Origin of the sequence: Colwellia sp. 12G3, assembly GCF_002836775.1 — a bacterium.
Classification (GTDB): Bacteria; Pseudomonadota; Gammaproteobacteria; order Enterobacterales; family Alteromonadaceae; genus Colwellia.
In genome coordinates this window covers 1-15,115 of sequence record NZ_PJAQ01000003.1, presented here as the reverse complement: position 1 = coordinate 15,115, position 15,115 = coordinate 1, and the positions used below count along the sequence as shown (strand labels likewise).

Below are 15,115 nucleotides of genomic sequence, written 5' to 3'. Positions count from 1 at the left end.
ATAGTTTCTGAAATTAACAGGGAGATAAAACAATTCCTTAATTACTAAAAGGAATAAAAAAAACCTATTTATTCTTAACCGTTGTTACTAATGCGAGTTCATTTCTATTACTATAGCCGCAAAAATAACTTAGACTCAATACTTTAGCTAATAAAAGTTGTAAAAAAGCTGAAATTGAAATAATCCGCGAACATAATCTATAAGTAGTCGGCGAGAGAATTAATGCAAGTTTATATAATGCGGCATGGCGAAGCGCAAAACTTTGTTGCACAGGGCAGTCGTGATGACAGCCAAAGAGCGTTAACCACACAAGGTGAATTCGAAGTAAAAATGATGGCGAATTGGTTGCAAAAAATGAAGATAAACCCTACGCAAGTTTTTGTTAGCCCTTATATTCGAGCGCAACAAACATGTGCTATTGCAACATCAATGATGAAAACTGCTATAACCACGCTAGATTTTATTACACCCTCTGGCGATGCCAAACAGGTACATGACTTCATTGATGGTTGGTGCAATGAGCAATTTTCAGCGCCAGAACAGAAAAAAACAGGTCAACAAGCAACAACTAATTCAGATGCTACGATACAAGAGCAGAGCTTACTCATCATCTCTCATATGCCTTTTGTTAGCTACTTAGTGGCTCAATTAACACAATCGAATAATGCACCTATTTTTGCTACGGCAGGCATTGCGCACATTGATTATGATATTGAGAAAATGCAAGGAACGTTGCAACGTCTGATTTCACCCATAGAGCTATGTTAACTATTAATTCCTAATAATTAATTCTGGCTATATTTATCTTTTAATTCAATTAATGCCAATATAGCGCCATTTCCGCCCCATTCTAATGGGGCTTGATGAAATGCCATGACATCAGGATGTTGTACTAACCAATGCGGCACTTTATTTTTTAAAATCTGTGATCCAATACCATGAACCACGCATATACATTGGGCATGTTCTTTTTGACAGGCAAAAAGTAAAGCGGCTAGCTCTTTCTTGGCTTGGTGCTGATCTAAGCCATGTAAATCAAGAATTAAATCGGGTCGATAATGGCCGCGGCGTAAGTTTTTAACTTCAAAGCTGTCAACACCCTCGCGAACATACTTCATCGGACCTTGCTTATTTAAGTTAGGTTCAAATTCATCTGAAAAATGAAATTGTGCGATGGCCTTATTTGACTTGTTATACTCTTGGTCATTTTTTAGGGAAGTGTTAGACTTGTGGCCACGTTTAATTAAGCGAACTGTGTCGATAACCAGCGGCTTAACTTGATTAACAGCATCGGCAAAAAGTTGTTTTTCATCCGGCAATACTTCGTTAATGTGTTCATTGGTTTTGAGCAATGATTCAGCCATTTTATGTTGCTGATTTTCGTTTTTCGCGATCGCTTCAATATTCGCACGAACTTTGGCTTTTATTGAAGAAAGTTTGGATTTTAGGGCGCTGTTTTTCATCAATGCAGTGTAAAACATTTTAGTGCCAATACATAACAATTAATGTTGTGGAGCCCTCAAATAGGGCTTCACAAATAAGTTTCAAGTTTACGCAGCAAAATATAAGAATACTTTTGAGGAAGATAAATTGAGTAATACTAATTTCGTAGAAATTACAGAGCAGTTACACACCATTGCTGATTATTGTCGTTATGGTGCTAGTTTGTTTAATCAAGCTGAGCTTTTTTATGGTCATGGCAGCGACAATGCTTTGAATGAAGCACTTACCTTGGTGATGTTTGCCTTATCTTTACCTGAAGAGATGAGTGAAGATGTCATGTCTTGTCGCTTAGTTGAGTACGAAAAACAAAATATTCTAGCACTCTTTGAACAACGTATTGAAACACAACAACCGGTTGCTTACATTACTAACCTTGCTTATTTCGCGCAATTGCCTTTTTATGTCGATGAGCGTGTTTTAGTGCCTCGTTCACCGATTGGTGAATTGATTGAAAAGCACTTTGCCCCTTATTTTAGTGAGCAAAATCCACCGGCAAGAATTTTAGATTTATGTACAGGCAGTGGTTGTATTGCCATTGCTTGCGCGAGTTATTTTCCTAATGCTGAAGTTGACGCAGTCGATTTATCTGTCGATGCATTAAATGTTGCCGAAATGAATATTGAAAATCATGGCTTAAGTGAACAAGTTATTCCAATTAAATCTGATGTTTTCTCTGGGGTTGTTGCCCAAAAATATGATTTAATTGTCACTAATCCGCCTTATGTTGATCAAGAAGACATTGATAGCTTACCGGCGGAATTTACCCATGAACCCAAAATGGGCTTAGGCTGTGGTGAGGATGGTTTAGATATTGTGCGCGTTATCTTGGCAGAGAGTGCTCTACACCTTAATGATGACGGCATACTTATTTGCGAAGTGGGTAACTCACAATATCATGTTGAAGCGCTTTATCCAGAAGTCGACTTTACCTGGTTAAGCTTTGAACGCGGTGGTCATGGTGTGTTTATGCTTAATAAAGCGCAACTAGAGCAACATGCAGAAACGTTTTTAGCGGCACTTAAATAACATAAACGTAAAAATTAACAGTTATCTAAGTCGGCAGTTCAACATGGACAGTGGACTATAGATAGTACGAAAAACAGCTAGAACTCGTAATTTTAAAAATAAATTAATAGGCGGTAATGTTCAATGTCAGGTAATACCTTCGGAAAGTTATTTACAGTCACCTCATTTGGTGAAAGTCATGGTTTAGGATTAGGCGCTATTATTGATGGTTGCCCACCGGGACTTGAATTGTCTGAAGCGGATTTACAAATTGATTTAGACAGACGTCGCCCTGGTACTTCTCGATATACCACAGCACGGCGAGAAGCAGACGAAGTGAAAATTCTTTCGGGCGTATTCGAAGGTAAAACTACCGGCACGCCCATTGGCTTAATGATTGAAAATACTGACCAACGTTCAAAAGACTATGGCGATATTGCCCAAAGCTTCCGTCCGGGTCATGCAGATTATACCTACTGGCAAAAATACGGATTACGTGATTACCGAGGTGGTGGTCGTTCTTCTGCACGTGAAACCGCGATGCGTGTTGCTGCTGGCGCAGTTGCAAAGAAATATTTAGCTGAAAAATTTGGGATGACCATTCAAGCCTGTGTTACCCAAATTGGTGATATTGTTGCTAGTGGCCCAAATGGTACTCCGTTTGATGTTAATACCGTTGATTGGGCAAGCGTAGAAGATAATCCATTCTTCTTCCCTGATGAAACTAAAATTGAACAACTTGGTGAATACCTTCGTGGCATCATCAAAGAAAAAGACTCAATAGGCGCTAAAGTGACTGTTGTAGCCACTAATGTACCTGTCGGCTTAGGCGAGCCTATCTTTGACCGTTTAGATGCTGATATTGCCCATGGCTTAATGAGTATCAATGCAGTAAAAGGTGTTGAGGTTGGCGATGGTTTTGCGGTAGTAAATCAAAAAGGCTCTCAGCACAGGGATGAGCTTACTCCCGAAGGTTTTTCAACTAATCATTCTGGTGGTGTCTTAGGCGGTATTTCATCAGGGCAGCAAATCATTGCTCATTTAGCACTTAAGCCAACATCAAGTATCGGCGTAAGTGGTAAAACGGTTGATTTAACCGGTGAAGCGACTGACATCATCACTAAAGGTCGTCACGATCCTTGTGTTGGTATACGTGCTGTGCCCATTGCTGAAGCGATGCTAGCGTTGACTTTAATGGATCACTTCCTACGTCATCGTGGACAAAATGCTGATGTTAAATGTAATACACCAAACATTGAAGCGTAAATTAAAACCAAGCAGATAAAATAGGCTGAGTGCTTTTTAAGCACTCAGCCTATTTTTTTAAATCAATATCTCCACTTCTTAATCATCATAAGGCTACACGGTTGGTATTTTTTAACGTGATGTTTGTTCGGTTATCTTCGAATTACTTCTTCTACTTTGCCTTATTGGGGTTAATCTCACCCTATTTGGCGATTTTTCTTGATGGACAGGGGTTTAGCTCTCGTCAAGTGGGAGAAATTCTTGCCATCATAACCGCGACAAAAATTGTTGCACCAAGCTTATGGGCAACACTTGCAGATAAAACAGGAAAACCTTTACTTATTATTCGACTCGGTGCGTTGTTAGCACTGATTAGTTTTAGCTTACTTTATTGGTTTACCCTTTATTGGCCAATTACCTTTTGTTTGGCATTGTTCACTTTATTCTGGACAGCCATCTTACCGCAATTAGAAGTACACACGTTAAACTCGATTAAGCAAAGCAGTAAAATCTATGCCCGTATTAGATTATGGGGAAGTTTAGGCTTTATTGTTTTAGCGGTAGTGGCAGGGGAGGCGATGAGTGCACTGGGTTATCAAGTCTTTACCACATTAGGTGTTATCACTTTAGTGTGTTTATTTATCAGTACCTTGCTTTTAACCGCCAGAGAGCCAGTTAAATCAGTAAAACAAAATGCCAGCGAACCCGCGCCTATCTTTGAGAAAATTCGAGATGGACGATTCATATGTTTCTTTGTTGCAGGTCTACTATTACAAATAAGTTTTGCTCCCTATTACGGCTTTTTTGCTTTGTTTTTACGTGACCTTGAGTACTCCGGATTAGCCGTTGGTTTATTTATTTCATTAGGCGTCGTTGCAGAGGTTATTGCCTTTATTTATATGGGCACATTATTTAAACACTTTTCGTTAAACGCCTTATTAGTCTTTAGCTTAGGAATTACGGCTATTCGCTGGTTCTTAATACCAGTAGTTGCTGACTCAGTAGCATGGCTTGCGATAATACAATTAGGCCATGCAGCTAGTTTTGCCATTTATCATAGTGCTAGCATGAAATTTATTTCTTCGCATTTTACTAAGGTGCAGCAAAGTCGAGGGCAAGGGATTTATTTAGGTGGCGTGTATGGTGTTGGTGGTGCCATTGGTGCTTATCTTACTGGTGTACTCTGGCTAGACGGACAAGGTGCGAGTAATACGTTTATGATGGCAGGTGCAAGTGCATTGCTTGGTGCTATCATTATGGTATTTACTAAAAGGAAATCGATTCATTCGATTAGCTAAGTAATTTTAAGCTGTTTTCTTAACATTACTGTATAGTATTTAGTGTTAATAAGTTAATTCAAATAATAATAAAGGTCATTACATGAAAGTTATATTCATTAAAAAAATTGCCGCTACCATAGTGCTTGCTTTGGCATTAGTTTCTACAGGGCAAGTTGCCGCCGAAGATATTAGTCAAAGCCAATTACAACAGCTTATGAAAAATGACAGTCAGGTTGTCGTGCTTGATGTCAGAACTGTAGAAGAATTCGAAGAAGGTCATATAGCTAATGCGGTAAACATTCCACATAAAGAGCTTGAGGCGCGATTAGCCGAGTTGTCAGGTGCTAAAAATACCCAAGTCGTTATTTATTGTCGTTCAGGAAGAAGAGCAGAAGTTGCTAAGCAAGTATTGGTAAAAAATGGTTTTAATCAGTTAGATCATTTATCAGGTGACTTCAATGAATGGACCAGTAATAACTTACCGATAAGTAAAGGTAAGTAAACACACGTCGATAAATACTCAGCCAAAACATCAAATATAAAAGTCACTTCATTAATTAGTTTTAATCAAGTGGCTTTTTTGCTTCAATTAAGGTCAACAATGAAACGTGAAGTTAAGTTATATAGTTAAGTTATATCGTTAAGCAATATAGGCTTTCACTGGCGACCAAACCGCCAATTCATTGCCGCTAGGCTCAGTAAAATGAAAGCGCCTTCCTCCAGGGAAAGAAAAAATAGCTTGGCTAATCGTCCCACCAGCACACCTAACTCGTCGCTCTGTCGCCTCTAAATCATCGCTCAGTAAAACTAGCAAGCAAGCGCCATTTGCTGTACTTGAAACAAGTTCAGACAAAAAGAAGCCACCTTCAATGCCCGAATTGCTAAAGGCAGTATACTCTTTACCATAATCAATAAATGACCAAGCAAATGCGCGTTCAAAAAAAGCCTTGGTTGCGGGAATATTTTTTGCGGGTAATTCTACATAATTGATCACTTCGCGGGGTATCATAAATAAGCCCTCCTATTGGATACATATACCCGTTCCACTTGAAGATGCAGGATTCAGCTGGAATTATAAACGCCTTTAGGCAAGGCATTGATTGAAGAGAATAGTTATTCTATTGTCGAAATCAATAACGTAGCATAAAGCGTTTATAAACCAGCCCTTCGAGGGAAACCTGAGCAAACCATATTCGTCGTTACATTTGTTTTTAAGGGAATAACCATTAACAAAAAATGTGCCTTGATTATGATTCGCTCAGGTTTCCTGAAACGAGCATCTTCAAGTGGAACGGGTATACTATAGCTCAGTGTTTTACTTTTTGTTCAGGGTCGCTATAGAATCAAAGTCATTTAAATCTACCGTTACCGCTAAGGCACTAAAATATTTGATAATACGCTTTGGATAAAGAAAGTAACCTTTATAGCGACAAATTTTACTTCTTAATAAAGAAAATGTTAGCAGTGAAACGTAAGCTAAATAGATAAGTAACGCTGATATTATGAGGCTTGAGCTCAGTAGTTTAAGCGATAAAATAAAAGCGACAATACCGACAACAAATGACAACACCTTATGCTGCGTTATTTTAGGGTAGCCGTGAAACTGAAAATAATCGATACGATTGAGATACCAAGATCCTGTCTTAGACCCTGATTCGTTAAGATATTTACTTTCTCTAAACTGCTTATTCATCATAGTTACTCATTACAATTTTTGATTACTTCATCTTTATTCGCAGACTATAGAGTCATGATGCTATAAGTATTTTTATTGCCATCATAATTAAAGTGATACCACCGACAAATTCAGCCTTACTTTCTAACCATGTTCCCCCTTTAGCACCTACTAAAACGCCTAACCAGCTAAAAGCAAAAGTAACCACACCAATAATTAAACAAGCAATAAAGGGGTTTACGGGTAAAAGCGTTAAGCTAAATCCAGCGGCCATAGCGTCAATACTGGTAGCAATGGCTAGCATTAATAATACACGATGAGTAATTTTGCTTATATCTTCTTCTATCCCCTCTGAAAACGAGTCAAAAATCATTTTTGCCCCAATAAGGAATAGCAATAAAAAGGCAATCCACGGTGTATAAGACTCAACCCAACTGATTACGCCCTTACCACCCAAGTAACCAATAATTGGCATTAATCCTTGAAATAAACCAAAATATAAAGCCACTACTATACCTAAATGAGCGATTTTACTTTGTTGCTTGGTTGCACCTAATCCAATAGAAACGGCAAAGGCATCCATACTTAATGCGATAGCGAGGATTATTACTTCTATCATTTTAAAACGTCCTAAATAGTAAAGCAGGTAGTTAATTTATCGATGGGGCATTTTTGAGAGTAAAAAAATTTTGCCAACTTTTATGATACCCCAACTCTCCCTACCTTATTTATACCAAATACTTATCACAATTGTTGATGGCTGAAATGAACCGCCACTTTGAGATTGAGTGATATTCTGAATTTTTATATCGGGTTGTGTCGCTAACCAAAGATTAATCTCACCTTCTAAACCGTGATCTGTTGCGGTATCCGATTTAGGTAAAAAACCAATTTTTGGTCGTAAAATTTTAGAAAACATTTTAACTTCCATGAGATATCCATATTTCTAATTGAATTGATAAGTTAACAGTTTATACCAATTAAATTAAATAAGGTTACAGAATTTGATAAGAATAAACGCACAAAAAATGCGGTATGTTGATTAATATCTTGCTGTTAGGGAGGAGGGGAGCGTTTAGTACAATCGTCAGTTGTTAAAGTGAGTCGCTTAGCTGGCAATTCTTTGCAATAAAATAACATGTTCTTTGTAACCAGTTTCATTGAAATTACTTGAGTGATAATTCATAAAACCGTGCAAGTATTCAACTTTTGTTATGTTAACATTTGGCTTTTTTGTAAGCTTTTCTATTAGCTCAGATACATCGAAATGAGGTTCACTTCTAGGGAATATTAAGTTCACTTCAAAACATGGTTCTATTTGAGTGAAATTTCTGATTTGTGAACCATAAAAGCAAAAGGATTGCTTAACGCGATTATTGTTATTACTCAGGGATAACTGCCAAATAGCGGAAGCCCCAACACTAAAACCAATAAGCGTTGTTTGACCGTCAAGTAACTCCAATACGTTGAATATTCTTGAAACGTAACTATCAAGCCCTACGGTGGTTACGAAGAAAGAATAGGCATCAGCTTCATTTTTAAAGTCCATACGTTGTCCATTGTAGGGATCAATAATCGTATTAGCGCCTAGTTTATCTTTAAGTGTTACTAATGAGGGAGTAATACCAAAAACATCTGAAACTATAATTATACTCATAAATATTATTTGACCGTTTAATTATACCAATACCATTAAGTTTGTGATTTTATTGTGCACAGGATAAATATTTCAGGGGTAGGCGCTTGCTTTACCTAAAACTAGCTATGGAGATTACATTCTTTGATAGGTATTTTTACCTACGTTATTAAACGGTTAATCTTGAGCCAGTCCATAGCTTGAATAGAACCAAGAGAGCAAAGGTGTTTATCTTTATAACTGATAAAATCAATTTCTTCGATCTCTGCATCAGGTGATAGAGTCCCATGAAAATCAGCGTAATAACACGTTAACTTTACAATAGTGTCATTGTTTTTTCCATCTGCTTGCGCTTTAAACGTTGCGGCATACTTGATTGTACTGGGAATTAACGTGACAGAAATCTCTTCTTTAATTTCTCGCACCAATGCTTGTTCATCCGATTCACCTATTTCTCGTTTACCACCAGGGATATAAAATAAATGTTTGTTTTTAGATCGAGCGCTCAATAGTTTTCCATCTTGAATATACAGCCAAGCGAGCTTATCTATTTCTTTTTTCATAAATACTCCTAAGTGAATGAATTTAATTTTTTCTTGATTAAATATACTGCCCAGTTTAATGGGCTAAGTCATCGTTGCTCAAATCAGTGATGAATGAGCATGACAAATTTTGCGTGTCACCTTGAATTATTTGTACTATTTAAAATTGATACCCAACCAAGACCCATTCTACAGACTGCTCCTTGAGCAACAACAATCTTAACATGTTCTTTGTTCGATTCGAACCCCTGAAACTTTACCCAACTCACTGTTTTAAAGGATAAACGTGCTAGTAATGTTGATTTTATTTGGAAAGCAAAATCCCAGATAAAAAGCCTTGGTAAATTCATTCGACGATTTAAACAAAAAGGGGAGTAGGGGGCTAACGTGTACATTAACGGCAAAATAGCAGACTAAGTTATTGTTGGATATAATGCGAATCGAAGTAGAATTTTGGCAAGAGTTACATGTCATTTTAATTGTATTGTCATGTTTTTAGTTTAAAGTGAAAATAATAAAAACCATAATCCGTTTATATACGTATTAGCCTGTATAACCAACTGATAAGTGATCTAAATGTTCTCAATATTTAAGAAAGACCCGGTAAAAAAATTAAATAAACTTTATGAAGCCAAACTTGAGCAAGCTATGCATGCACAACGAAATGGTGATATTAAATCTTACTCAATGATTACAGCTGAAGCAGAAAAAATAGCGAATCAAATACAAGAAATAGAAAGTTCAACAAAAAAATAATGCTATGTTTAAGCGGAAAATACAGCTGGGCGGATTAAAATAGATAAACGTAATTTTCTAGTTTTGATTAACCCTCTTCTTCGGCAACCCCATATCTGATGAATCATCATTTGAAAGCCTATCCTATTTTACAACGGCCCATCTTCTTGTCTTAGTGACTTTAATACACTCAAAGTTGCTTCTTAGTCAGCGGTTAGGAGTCTAGCTAGCTTACTGGTTTGCTTTTTACTTCCTGAAGATGATTATAAAAATGCATAACATGGGCTATTTCATACTCACTTTTTGTTAATTCACCATAGGCAAAGTGTGGGGCGAGTTTTCCTTTATAGTTTTTAAAATCAATTAATGATTTTTTCAAATTATTCAACGCCGCTGTAGTGTCAAGGCTTGAATCAATTGAAGGTGAGCCGGGAATTGGCTCACTTAACCCATGAGTCATTTTACCTTTAGATGAAAAAACTGAAAATGCTAACTTTCCAATGGTACTCTTGAAAAGACTAGATTTATGTTCTGGAAATTTTGACATTGAATATTCGACACTTTGTGCACAATGAGTAAATATTTTATATAGTTCCCACGGACCGGTATTCACAAGTTCATTATCCGATAAAACATCTAATTTTTTCAATGCTGAGACTATATTAAGTTCGTCTTTATTCGCGTCATCAACTAACAAAAAAATCCCACCACTACCGACCAAGCTCGTTGCACCAATAGCAATCGAGGTTTTTATAAATTGTCTACGCTTCATACAAAACCTTTATATTTATATTTATATTCTCAATGAGACAATGATTTAATCGCAGCTGATACGGTTAAAAAGTGAATTTTAGTAAGGCAAAGTGACGCTTTTTTAAACTCATGACGTCGTATTAAATCAGAGACCTCAGGAGTGAGTAAAACTTTATTGGTGTTAATTAATTCAAGTCTTGTTGACGGTGATTCGATTAAATAGGTACAACCTAAAGAGTCTATGACATAGTCATTTTCAGTAAAGATCAGCTCTATACATTCAGAGGTGAAATCAGGTTCAGAATTTAAATAAATGAGCTCATCATCGCCGTCTAGTTTTAATATACATGGCCATAAAATCATAAGAGTACCTCGATGGATATAATACCTAATTTATTAGTGTGTTACCTGTCTTTAATCGTATGGCTATAAAGTTGCCTCGGTAAGATCTATTTCATGCCCAGGCGTTAGCTTCTTGTTGCCTAAAATTAGCGTCGAAAGAGCAAAAACTAACTACCTTTTGTTATTGTTTAATAGCTTGCTAGAATAATTTACTCTGTAAATTACTTTTTACCGCTGGCCACTCAGAATTAATTATTGAATATACAACGGTATCTCTAATCGTCCCATTTTTTAAAATCTGATGGCTTCGAAGAATGCCATCTTGTTTTGCTCCTAGTCTCTCTATGGCTTTTCTAGAACCGTGGTTAAAAAAGTGTGTTCTAAACTCAACAGCTAATGCCAAGTGAGTTTCAAATAGATAAGTAAGTAGAAGTAATTTACATTCGGTATTAACGGGGGTTCGCCTTACTGATGAGGAATACCATGTATACCCCAACATTGCTCGTTTGTTTTTTGCATCTACATTATAAAAACGCGTTGTTCCCACTATTTTATTTGTACTGTTACATCTTACAGCAAACGCTATATCACCATTCTTTGAAGCAAGTACAGCCTCATCTACATATTTTCCCATGACATCAGGAGAGGGGACACTAGCAAACCATAGTTGCCAAGACTCTCCATCTAATACTGCTTCTTTTAAACCTTCAACATGAGACATGTTTAATGGCTCCAGTGTGACGAATTTACCTTTCAATTGAGTGCTAGATAACCACTCCATAAGATACACCTTAATTGTTCTGCTAACACCTAAATAACGGGCAAATAATAATTGATTAACATAAGATATGTAGGAGCAAAAGCAATGTTTTTTTGTCCTGTTTATTTATTTGATGAGCAACGTAAAAAGAAACACTCATAGTAAGAATACAGATTAGCAATGTAAATATTGGCTTATGATTAGTACTCATCTTTATTCCTGAAGCTAAAGCCTGTTTAAGTGCTTGTCAGGCATTTTTGCCAATAGCCATTAAAACAGGCATGCTACCTTTTGAGCTATTCATTACAAAAGGACTCGATATATTCGTATTTACAAATTGATTTACTTCAAATGCTTGTTTCACTCGTTTTTCAGATAATCCTTTACCAGAAGAATCATCTTCTGAAAGCCAATCCCATTGTACAAACACACCACCATTTTTTAGAAGTGATTTTAGTAAACTCAACGTTGCCTCATAATCAGGCAGAAAACCACACACAGAAGAAGCCACAATAAGATCAAATTTATTTTTAAATTCAGGAAGTCTTTCGATAAGTTCTTCGGAGAGGTAATCAGATATAGAACATACGTTATCAAGCGCCTTTTTATCCAGACGCTTTATCATTTCTGAAGAGGGATCTATCGCAACGATACTTTTAACGGTAGGACTAATAAGCTGAGTTAATGCCCCTGTACCACAGCCGAAATCAAGCACGGATAGACCATCAATATTGATATTATCTAAAAGCTCTGAAAATACATTTTTTGCATACTCTTCAACCGTAGGATCTATATCCCAGTCTTCAGCATACTCGTCCCATTCATTACTCAAAATACTCTCCAAAATCATATGGTTTATCTAAAGGGCTAACGCTTGATAAGAGACAAATTGTAGTTGGCTAAAATGTGAAATGGAGCCAGACAACGGTAATCATTACCGTTTAATTGCCTTGTTAGAGGTTTGAAAGTACCGCTACTTATTAAACTGTTTCTCGCGCGGAATACCATTCCCATCCCCATCCCCATCCATTTTCGTATTAGGGCAATAGCGGATAAAGTATTTTGCTTCTTCATATGATTTCATTTGAGAACAATGCTGTCGGCCATCGCATTGATAGGTGACTTTAGGTTTAGCTATCTCTTTAGCTTTAGCTAATGTTTTCATCGCATCACTGTTTGCAAATTCAGATACAGCTTTGGTATGAGTTGATTCTACTAGAGTGCTTCCTTTAAAATAGAACTGCCAAGCAGCGGCACAAATAACGATGAGAATAACTAAATTTTTCAATTGAACACCATCCTTGATAAAAACTCTAACGCCCTGTTAACAGGCAATAATATAGTTGGCTAGATTAAGTGACGAAGGAGTAAAGCCAACGGTTAATTTTTCGTTTAATTACTTTGTTAGGCCTTGTTGGCAATAATCTTTTTTAAGACAAAGAATATAATTAATAAGTACACAATAGTGGCAATATGCTTAGCAACAACCTTAAATGGTACTTGAGCTTCATATGCAAGTAGTCCATCTGTAATTGGCATAACAATCGCAAATAATGCGCCCCACATTAAAACGATATAATTTCGAGTATATAAAAGGTAACCAAAAAGTAAGGTAATAAAAATAGTGCGTGAGCCATATATTTTTACCCAATCAGCATCCATACCCGAAAAAAGTTCAGTACCTCTTACTGTAGAAAATAGGGCGGGTTCAATGAAAGCAAAAGTACCATAAAACCCCTGTAACAAAACCATAAGTAAAACTAATACAAATCCTACTTTTTCTAATTTGTAATTTTTATTTGTCATAATATTTATGTTCACTGTAATTATATAAAAGTCTAACTTTTTGCTAAGGGGTAAATTGTGGTTAGCTATAATGTACGCGGCACGAACGCTGGCCAACTGTAATTTTTATCCTTGTTTATTTTCGTGTTAGGTTAGTAAATAGGCACAAACGGTAACAGCAGCAGCTACTTGAAAAATATAAGTAAAACCTGCTCCAAGTCTTCTTGCTAAAAATAATTGATATAGCATGCCATACGCATGGCAAAGCCTCGCTAAAGTAAAGCCAATTACCAAAATAGATAGTATGTTTACTGAAACGTTTAAAAAAGTAAGAGCGAGTATTACAATTGCAAAAACTGGTAGTTGCTCAACTCCATTGCAATGAGTTCGAATTGCAGCCATTAAACATTTATTACCGCCATCACCTAACGATATTTTATGCTTAATTCTAAGCCTAGAAACATTCATTGCAAGTACCAAAATTAGCAATGAATTAATAGCTACCAGAGCCGAAAACCAAAAGTAATCATTCATATTTATACCTCTGCGGGAAACCAAGGATATACTTGATAACCTAACGCCCAAATAAAGGGCTAACTAATGTTGACTAAAATAGTGAGGAACAAACGCAGCCAACCGTTATTTGTCTGTTTAAACGCCTAGTTAGTGCTGTCATGCCTCCCAGCTAAATCCCTTTGGATACTGGTGTATTCCATCGAAATCACCTTTCGTAACTGTAACACCGTTGTTCTTTGCAATAGCATACACCATGCTGATATGAAAAAAGAAATTGGGGAGCACAAATGACGACACATACTCTGTAGCTGGCATAGAGATTTCTTTAAACCCAGCAATGTCTTGAACGTTGAGGTTTAATTGTTCTAATGTTGGACTAGATAAATTATTAATATAATCAATTGTGGCTACAACATACGCTTTAAGTCCGCAAAAACTATCAATATCACCCTCTAACTCTTTATATTCTTTACCAGAAAGAGGACAACAAGCTCTTAAAGCAAAATTTGTTGCGATCTTTGCTTGTACATTTAATGGAAACATATCATCAACAAGTCTTGCATTAAGCAACTCTAATTCATTTACAGACTTATCTTCAACTTTTTCGATAAGTTTATGAAGAAGCTCTAAATGCTTCAAAAATATTTCTCGATGTTTAATATACAAATCAATTCTCGATAGCAATAACACTTACATAAGCGGAAAATTATAGTTGGTTAAATGTTGCAGGAAACAAAAAGCCAACTATTTGTTGTGCTTATTAATTAGCCAGTTATGTTTAAAATTGATAACCAGCCTGAAATATACCACCGACACCTATACCATCTTTTTCATTTCCTGCGACTAGAGTAAAACCAAAATTAAATCCGGGATTTCCCATGCCTCTAAGAAAGTAGTGATATCCTAAACCAGCGCCATATACAGCCTCATGATCAAAGTTGTCATACTCACTCCCAACGACGCCAATATATAAACTTGCACCATGTTTAGGGGTTTGAAAGTCAAATAAGTCCGTTTTGACCCAACCAACACCAACACCACATGTACCACCGTAAATTGAAGAGTAGCTAACACAACCAGCAGAGATGTATTTCAAATCCCTTTTAGATTGAATACCGGCATTAACACCAACACCACTGTAAAAGGTGCCAGCACCCAAGCCGAAAGTGAAGTTATCATTTGCTAATGCCTGAGAAGGCAACAATATTGCTAAAGGTATGAGGAGTGATTTTGTGATTTTTTTCAAGAGTTATCCTTACTCGATTTAGGTTTCTAAATATAACCCCCCGTTAAGGGGCAAATTGTAGTTGGCTAAAATAGTGAAGCATGAGCGCAGCC

22 protein-coding genes are annotated in these 15,115 nt (G+C 36.6%); 6 read left to right on the top strand and 16 right to left on the bottom strand.

Annotated features, from left to right (window positions below; translation table 11 throughout):
* Window positions 1-222 precede the first annotated feature (222 nt).
* On the top strand, window positions 223-768 hold the full coding sequence (gene sixA / locus CXF71_RS00930) for a phosphohistidine phosphatase SixA (protein ID WP_101231120.1): 546 nt from the start codon (window positions 223-225) through the stop codon (window positions 766-768).
* Between the two features lie 17 nt (window positions 769-785).
* On the opposite strand, the gene smrB is transcribed toward sixA, so the two are convergent.
* Entirely contained in the window at window positions 786-1,481 is a 696-nt protein-coding gene (smrB, locus tag CXF71_RS00925) for an endonuclease SmrB (protein WP_101231119.1), read from the bottom strand.
* Between the two features lie 109 nt (window positions 1,482-1,590).
* Between smrB and prmB the strand changes: the two genes are divergently transcribed.
* The 4 genes from prmB (at window position 1,591) to CXF71_RS00905 (ending at window position 5,535) form a co-directional block, all read left to right on the top strand.
* Window positions 1,591-2,529, top strand: coding sequence for a 50S ribosomal protein L3 N(5)-glutamine methyltransferase (prmB, locus tag CXF71_RS00920; RefSeq protein ID WP_101231118.1), 939 nt, complete (start codon window positions 1,591-1,593; stop codon window positions 2,527-2,529).
* A 123-nt stretch (window positions 2,530-2,652) separates the two neighbouring features.
* Window positions 2,653-3,774 (top strand): chorismate synthase, encoded by a 1,122-nt coding sequence (gene aroC, locus CXF71_RS00915; RefSeq protein WP_101231117.1) that lies wholly within the window; start codon window positions 2,653-2,655, stop codon window positions 3,772-3,774.
* Window positions 3,775-3,893: 119 nt separating this feature from the next.
* The gene (locus tag CXF71_RS00910; protein ID WP_232771335.1) at window positions 3,894-5,051 is read left to right on the top strand and encodes an MFS transporter; all 1,158 of its coding nucleotides are present in this window, start codon (window positions 3,894-3,896) and stop codon (window positions 5,049-5,051) included.
* Between the two features lie 82 nt (window positions 5,052-5,133).
* Entirely contained in the window at window positions 5,134-5,535 is a 402-nt protein-coding gene (locus tag CXF71_RS00905; RefSeq protein ID WP_101231115.1) for a rhodanese-like domain-containing protein, read from the top strand.
* Window positions 5,536-5,673: 138 nt separating this feature from the next.
* Here the strand turns inward: CXF71_RS00905 and CXF71_RS00900 are convergent, their stop codons facing one another.
* The 6 genes from CXF71_RS00900 to CXF71_RS00875 all read right to left on the bottom strand — a co-directional run bounded on the left by CXF71_RS00900 (window position 5,674) and on the right by CXF71_RS00875 (window position 8,907).
* Window positions 5,674-6,042, bottom strand: coding sequence for a VOC family protein (locus CXF71_RS00900; RefSeq protein ID WP_101231114.1), 369 nt, complete (start codon window positions 6,040-6,042; stop codon window positions 5,674-5,676).
* 306 nt (window positions 6,043-6,348) lie between these two features.
* A complete protein-coding gene (locus CXF71_RS00895; protein WP_101231113.1) occupies window positions 6,349-6,729 on the bottom strand; it encodes a hypothetical protein in 381 nt (126 codons plus the stop codon).
* A gap of 52 nt (window positions 6,730-6,781) precedes the next feature.
* Window positions 6,782-7,327 (bottom strand): manganese efflux pump MntP, encoded by a 546-nt coding sequence (locus tag CXF71_RS00890; RefSeq protein WP_101231112.1) that lies wholly within the window; start codon window positions 7,325-7,327, stop codon window positions 6,782-6,784.
* A gap of 105 nt (window positions 7,328-7,432) precedes the next feature.
* Window positions 7,433-7,627, bottom strand: coding sequence for a hypothetical protein (locus CXF71_RS00885; protein ID WP_232771328.1), 195 nt, complete (start codon window positions 7,625-7,627; stop codon window positions 7,433-7,435).
* Between the two features lie 189 nt (window positions 7,628-7,816).
* Window positions 7,817-8,365: a hypothetical protein gene (locus tag CXF71_RS00880; protein WP_101231110.1), complete on the bottom strand. Its 549-nt coding sequence runs from the start codon at window positions 8,363-8,365 to the stop codon at window positions 7,817-7,819.
* A gap of 140 nt (window positions 8,366-8,505) precedes the next feature.
* Entirely contained in the window at window positions 8,506-8,907 is a 402-nt protein-coding gene (locus tag CXF71_RS00875; RefSeq protein WP_101231109.1) for an NUDIX hydrolase, read from the bottom strand.
* Window positions 8,908-9,462: 555 nt separating this feature from the next.
* Here CXF71_RS00875 and CXF71_RS00870 point away from each other — a divergent pair.
* On the top strand, window positions 9,463-9,642 hold the full coding sequence (locus CXF71_RS00870) for a DUF6435 family protein (protein WP_101231108.1): 180 nt from the start codon (window positions 9,463-9,465) through the stop codon (window positions 9,640-9,642).
* Between the two features lie 205 nt (window positions 9,643-9,847).
* Here the strand turns inward: CXF71_RS00870 and CXF71_RS00865 are convergent, their stop codons facing one another.
* The 9 genes from CXF71_RS00865 to CXF71_RS00825 form a co-directional block, all read right to left on the bottom strand.
* On the bottom strand, window positions 9,848-10,393 hold the full coding sequence (locus CXF71_RS00865) for a DUF1569 domain-containing protein (protein ID WP_101231107.1): 546 nt from the start codon (window positions 10,391-10,393) through the stop codon (window positions 9,848-9,850).
* Window positions 10,394-10,422: 29 nt separating this feature from the next.
* Window positions 10,423-10,737 (bottom strand): DUF4144 family protein, encoded by a 315-nt coding sequence (locus CXF71_RS00860; protein WP_101231106.1) that lies wholly within the window; start codon window positions 10,735-10,737, stop codon window positions 10,423-10,425.
* Between the two features lie 178 nt (window positions 10,738-10,915).
* Window positions 10,916-11,497, bottom strand: coding sequence for a GNAT family N-acetyltransferase (locus tag CXF71_RS00855; protein WP_101231105.1), 582 nt, complete (start codon window positions 11,495-11,497; stop codon window positions 10,916-10,918).
* A gap of 226 nt (window positions 11,498-11,723) precedes the next feature.
* On the bottom strand, window positions 11,724-12,308 hold the full coding sequence (locus tag CXF71_RS00850) for a class I SAM-dependent DNA methyltransferase (RefSeq protein WP_101231104.1): 585 nt from the start codon (window positions 12,306-12,308) through the stop codon (window positions 11,724-11,726).
* 141 nt (window positions 12,309-12,449) lie between these two features.
* A complete protein-coding gene (locus CXF71_RS21900) occupies window positions 12,450-12,764 on the bottom strand; it encodes an excalibur calcium-binding domain-containing protein (protein WP_442871909.1) in 315 nt (104 codons plus the stop codon).
* 116 nt (window positions 12,765-12,880) lie between these two features.
* Window positions 12,881-13,282 (bottom strand): DUF4267 domain-containing protein, encoded by a 402-nt coding sequence (locus tag CXF71_RS00840; protein WP_232771327.1) that lies wholly within the window; start codon window positions 13,280-13,282, stop codon window positions 12,881-12,883.
* 126 nt (window positions 13,283-13,408) lie between these two features.
* Window positions 13,409-13,795 (bottom strand): MAPEG family protein, encoded by a 387-nt coding sequence (locus CXF71_RS00835; RefSeq protein WP_101231103.1) that lies wholly within the window; start codon window positions 13,793-13,795, stop codon window positions 13,409-13,411.
* Window positions 13,796-13,933: 138 nt separating this feature from the next.
* Entirely contained in the window at window positions 13,934-14,416 is a 483-nt protein-coding gene (locus CXF71_RS00830; RefSeq protein ID WP_157826673.1) for a DUF1993 family protein, read from the bottom strand.
* Window positions 14,417-14,555: 139 nt separating this feature from the next.
* Window positions 14,556-15,023 carry a hypothetical protein gene (locus tag CXF71_RS00825; protein WP_101231101.1) on the bottom strand — a complete coding sequence of 156 codons (468 nt, stop codon included), beginning with the start codon at window positions 15,021-15,023 and terminating at the stop codon, window positions 14,556-14,558.
* Window positions 15,024-15,115: the final 92 nt, after the last annotated feature.

What these genes read in the sequence shown, in the direction of transcription:
- CXF71_RS00895 (WP_101231113.1), bottom strand. Translation starts at nt 6,729, where the DNA reads ATGATGAATAAGCAGTTTAGAGAAAGTAAATATCTTAACGAATCAGGG.
- CXF71_RS00840 (WP_232771327.1), bottom strand. Translation starts at nt 13,282, where the DNA reads ATGACAAATAAAAATTACAAATTAGAAAAAGTAGGATTTGTATTAGTT.
- CXF71_RS00910 (WP_232771335.1), top strand. Translation starts at nt 3,894, where the DNA reads ATGTTTGTTCGGTTATCTTCGAATTACTTCTTCTACTTTGCCTTATTG.
- CXF71_RS00885 (WP_232771328.1), bottom strand. Translation starts at nt 7,627, where the DNA reads ATGTTTTCTAAAATTTTACGACCAAAAATTGGTTTTTTACCTAAATCG.
- smrB (WP_101231119.1), bottom strand. Translation starts at nt 1,481, where the DNA reads ATGTTTTACACTGCATTGATGAAAAACAGCGCCCTAAAATCCAAACTT.
- sixA (WP_101231120.1), top strand. Translation starts at nt 223, where the DNA reads ATGCAAGTTTATATAATGCGGCATGGCGAAGCGCAAAACTTTGTTGCA.
- CXF71_RS00865 (WP_101231107.1), bottom strand. Translation starts at nt 10,393, where the DNA reads ATGAAGCGTAGACAATTTATAAAAACCTCGATTGCTATTGGTGCAACG.
- CXF71_RS00875 (WP_101231109.1), bottom strand. Translation starts at nt 8,907, where the DNA reads ATGAAAAAAGAAATAGATAAGCTCGCTTGGCTGTATATTCAAGATGGA.
- CXF71_RS00905 (WP_101231115.1), top strand. Translation starts at nt 5,134, where the DNA reads ATGAAAGTTATATTCATTAAAAAAATTGCCGCTACCATAGTGCTTGCT.
- CXF71_RS00880 (WP_101231110.1), bottom strand. Translation starts at nt 8,365, where the DNA reads ATGAGTATAATTATAGTTTCAGATGTTTTTGGTATTACTCCCTCATTA.
- CXF71_RS00855 (WP_101231105.1), bottom strand. Translation starts at nt 11,497, where the DNA reads ATGGAGTGGTTATCTAGCACTCAATTGAAAGGTAAATTCGTCACACTG.
- CXF71_RS00835 (WP_101231103.1), bottom strand. Translation starts at nt 13,795, where the DNA reads ATGAATGATTACTTTTGGTTTTCGGCTCTGGTAGCTATTAATTCATTG.
- CXF71_RS00890 (WP_101231112.1), bottom strand. Translation starts at nt 7,327, where the DNA reads ATGATAGAAGTAATAATCCTCGCTATCGCATTAAGTATGGATGCCTTT.
- CXF71_RS00900 (WP_101231114.1), bottom strand. Translation starts at nt 6,042, where the DNA reads ATGATACCCCGCGAAGTGATCAATTATGTAGAATTACCCGCAAAAAAT.
- CXF71_RS00870 (WP_101231108.1), top strand. Translation starts at nt 9,463, where the DNA reads ATGTTCTCAATATTTAAGAAAGACCCGGTAAAAAAATTAAATAAACTT.
- aroC (WP_101231117.1), top strand. Translation starts at nt 2,653, where the DNA reads ATGTCAGGTAATACCTTCGGAAAGTTATTTACAGTCACCTCATTTGGT.
- CXF71_RS00860 (WP_101231106.1), bottom strand. Translation starts at nt 10,737, where the DNA reads ATGATTTTATGGCCATGTATATTAAAACTAGACGGCGATGATGAGCTC.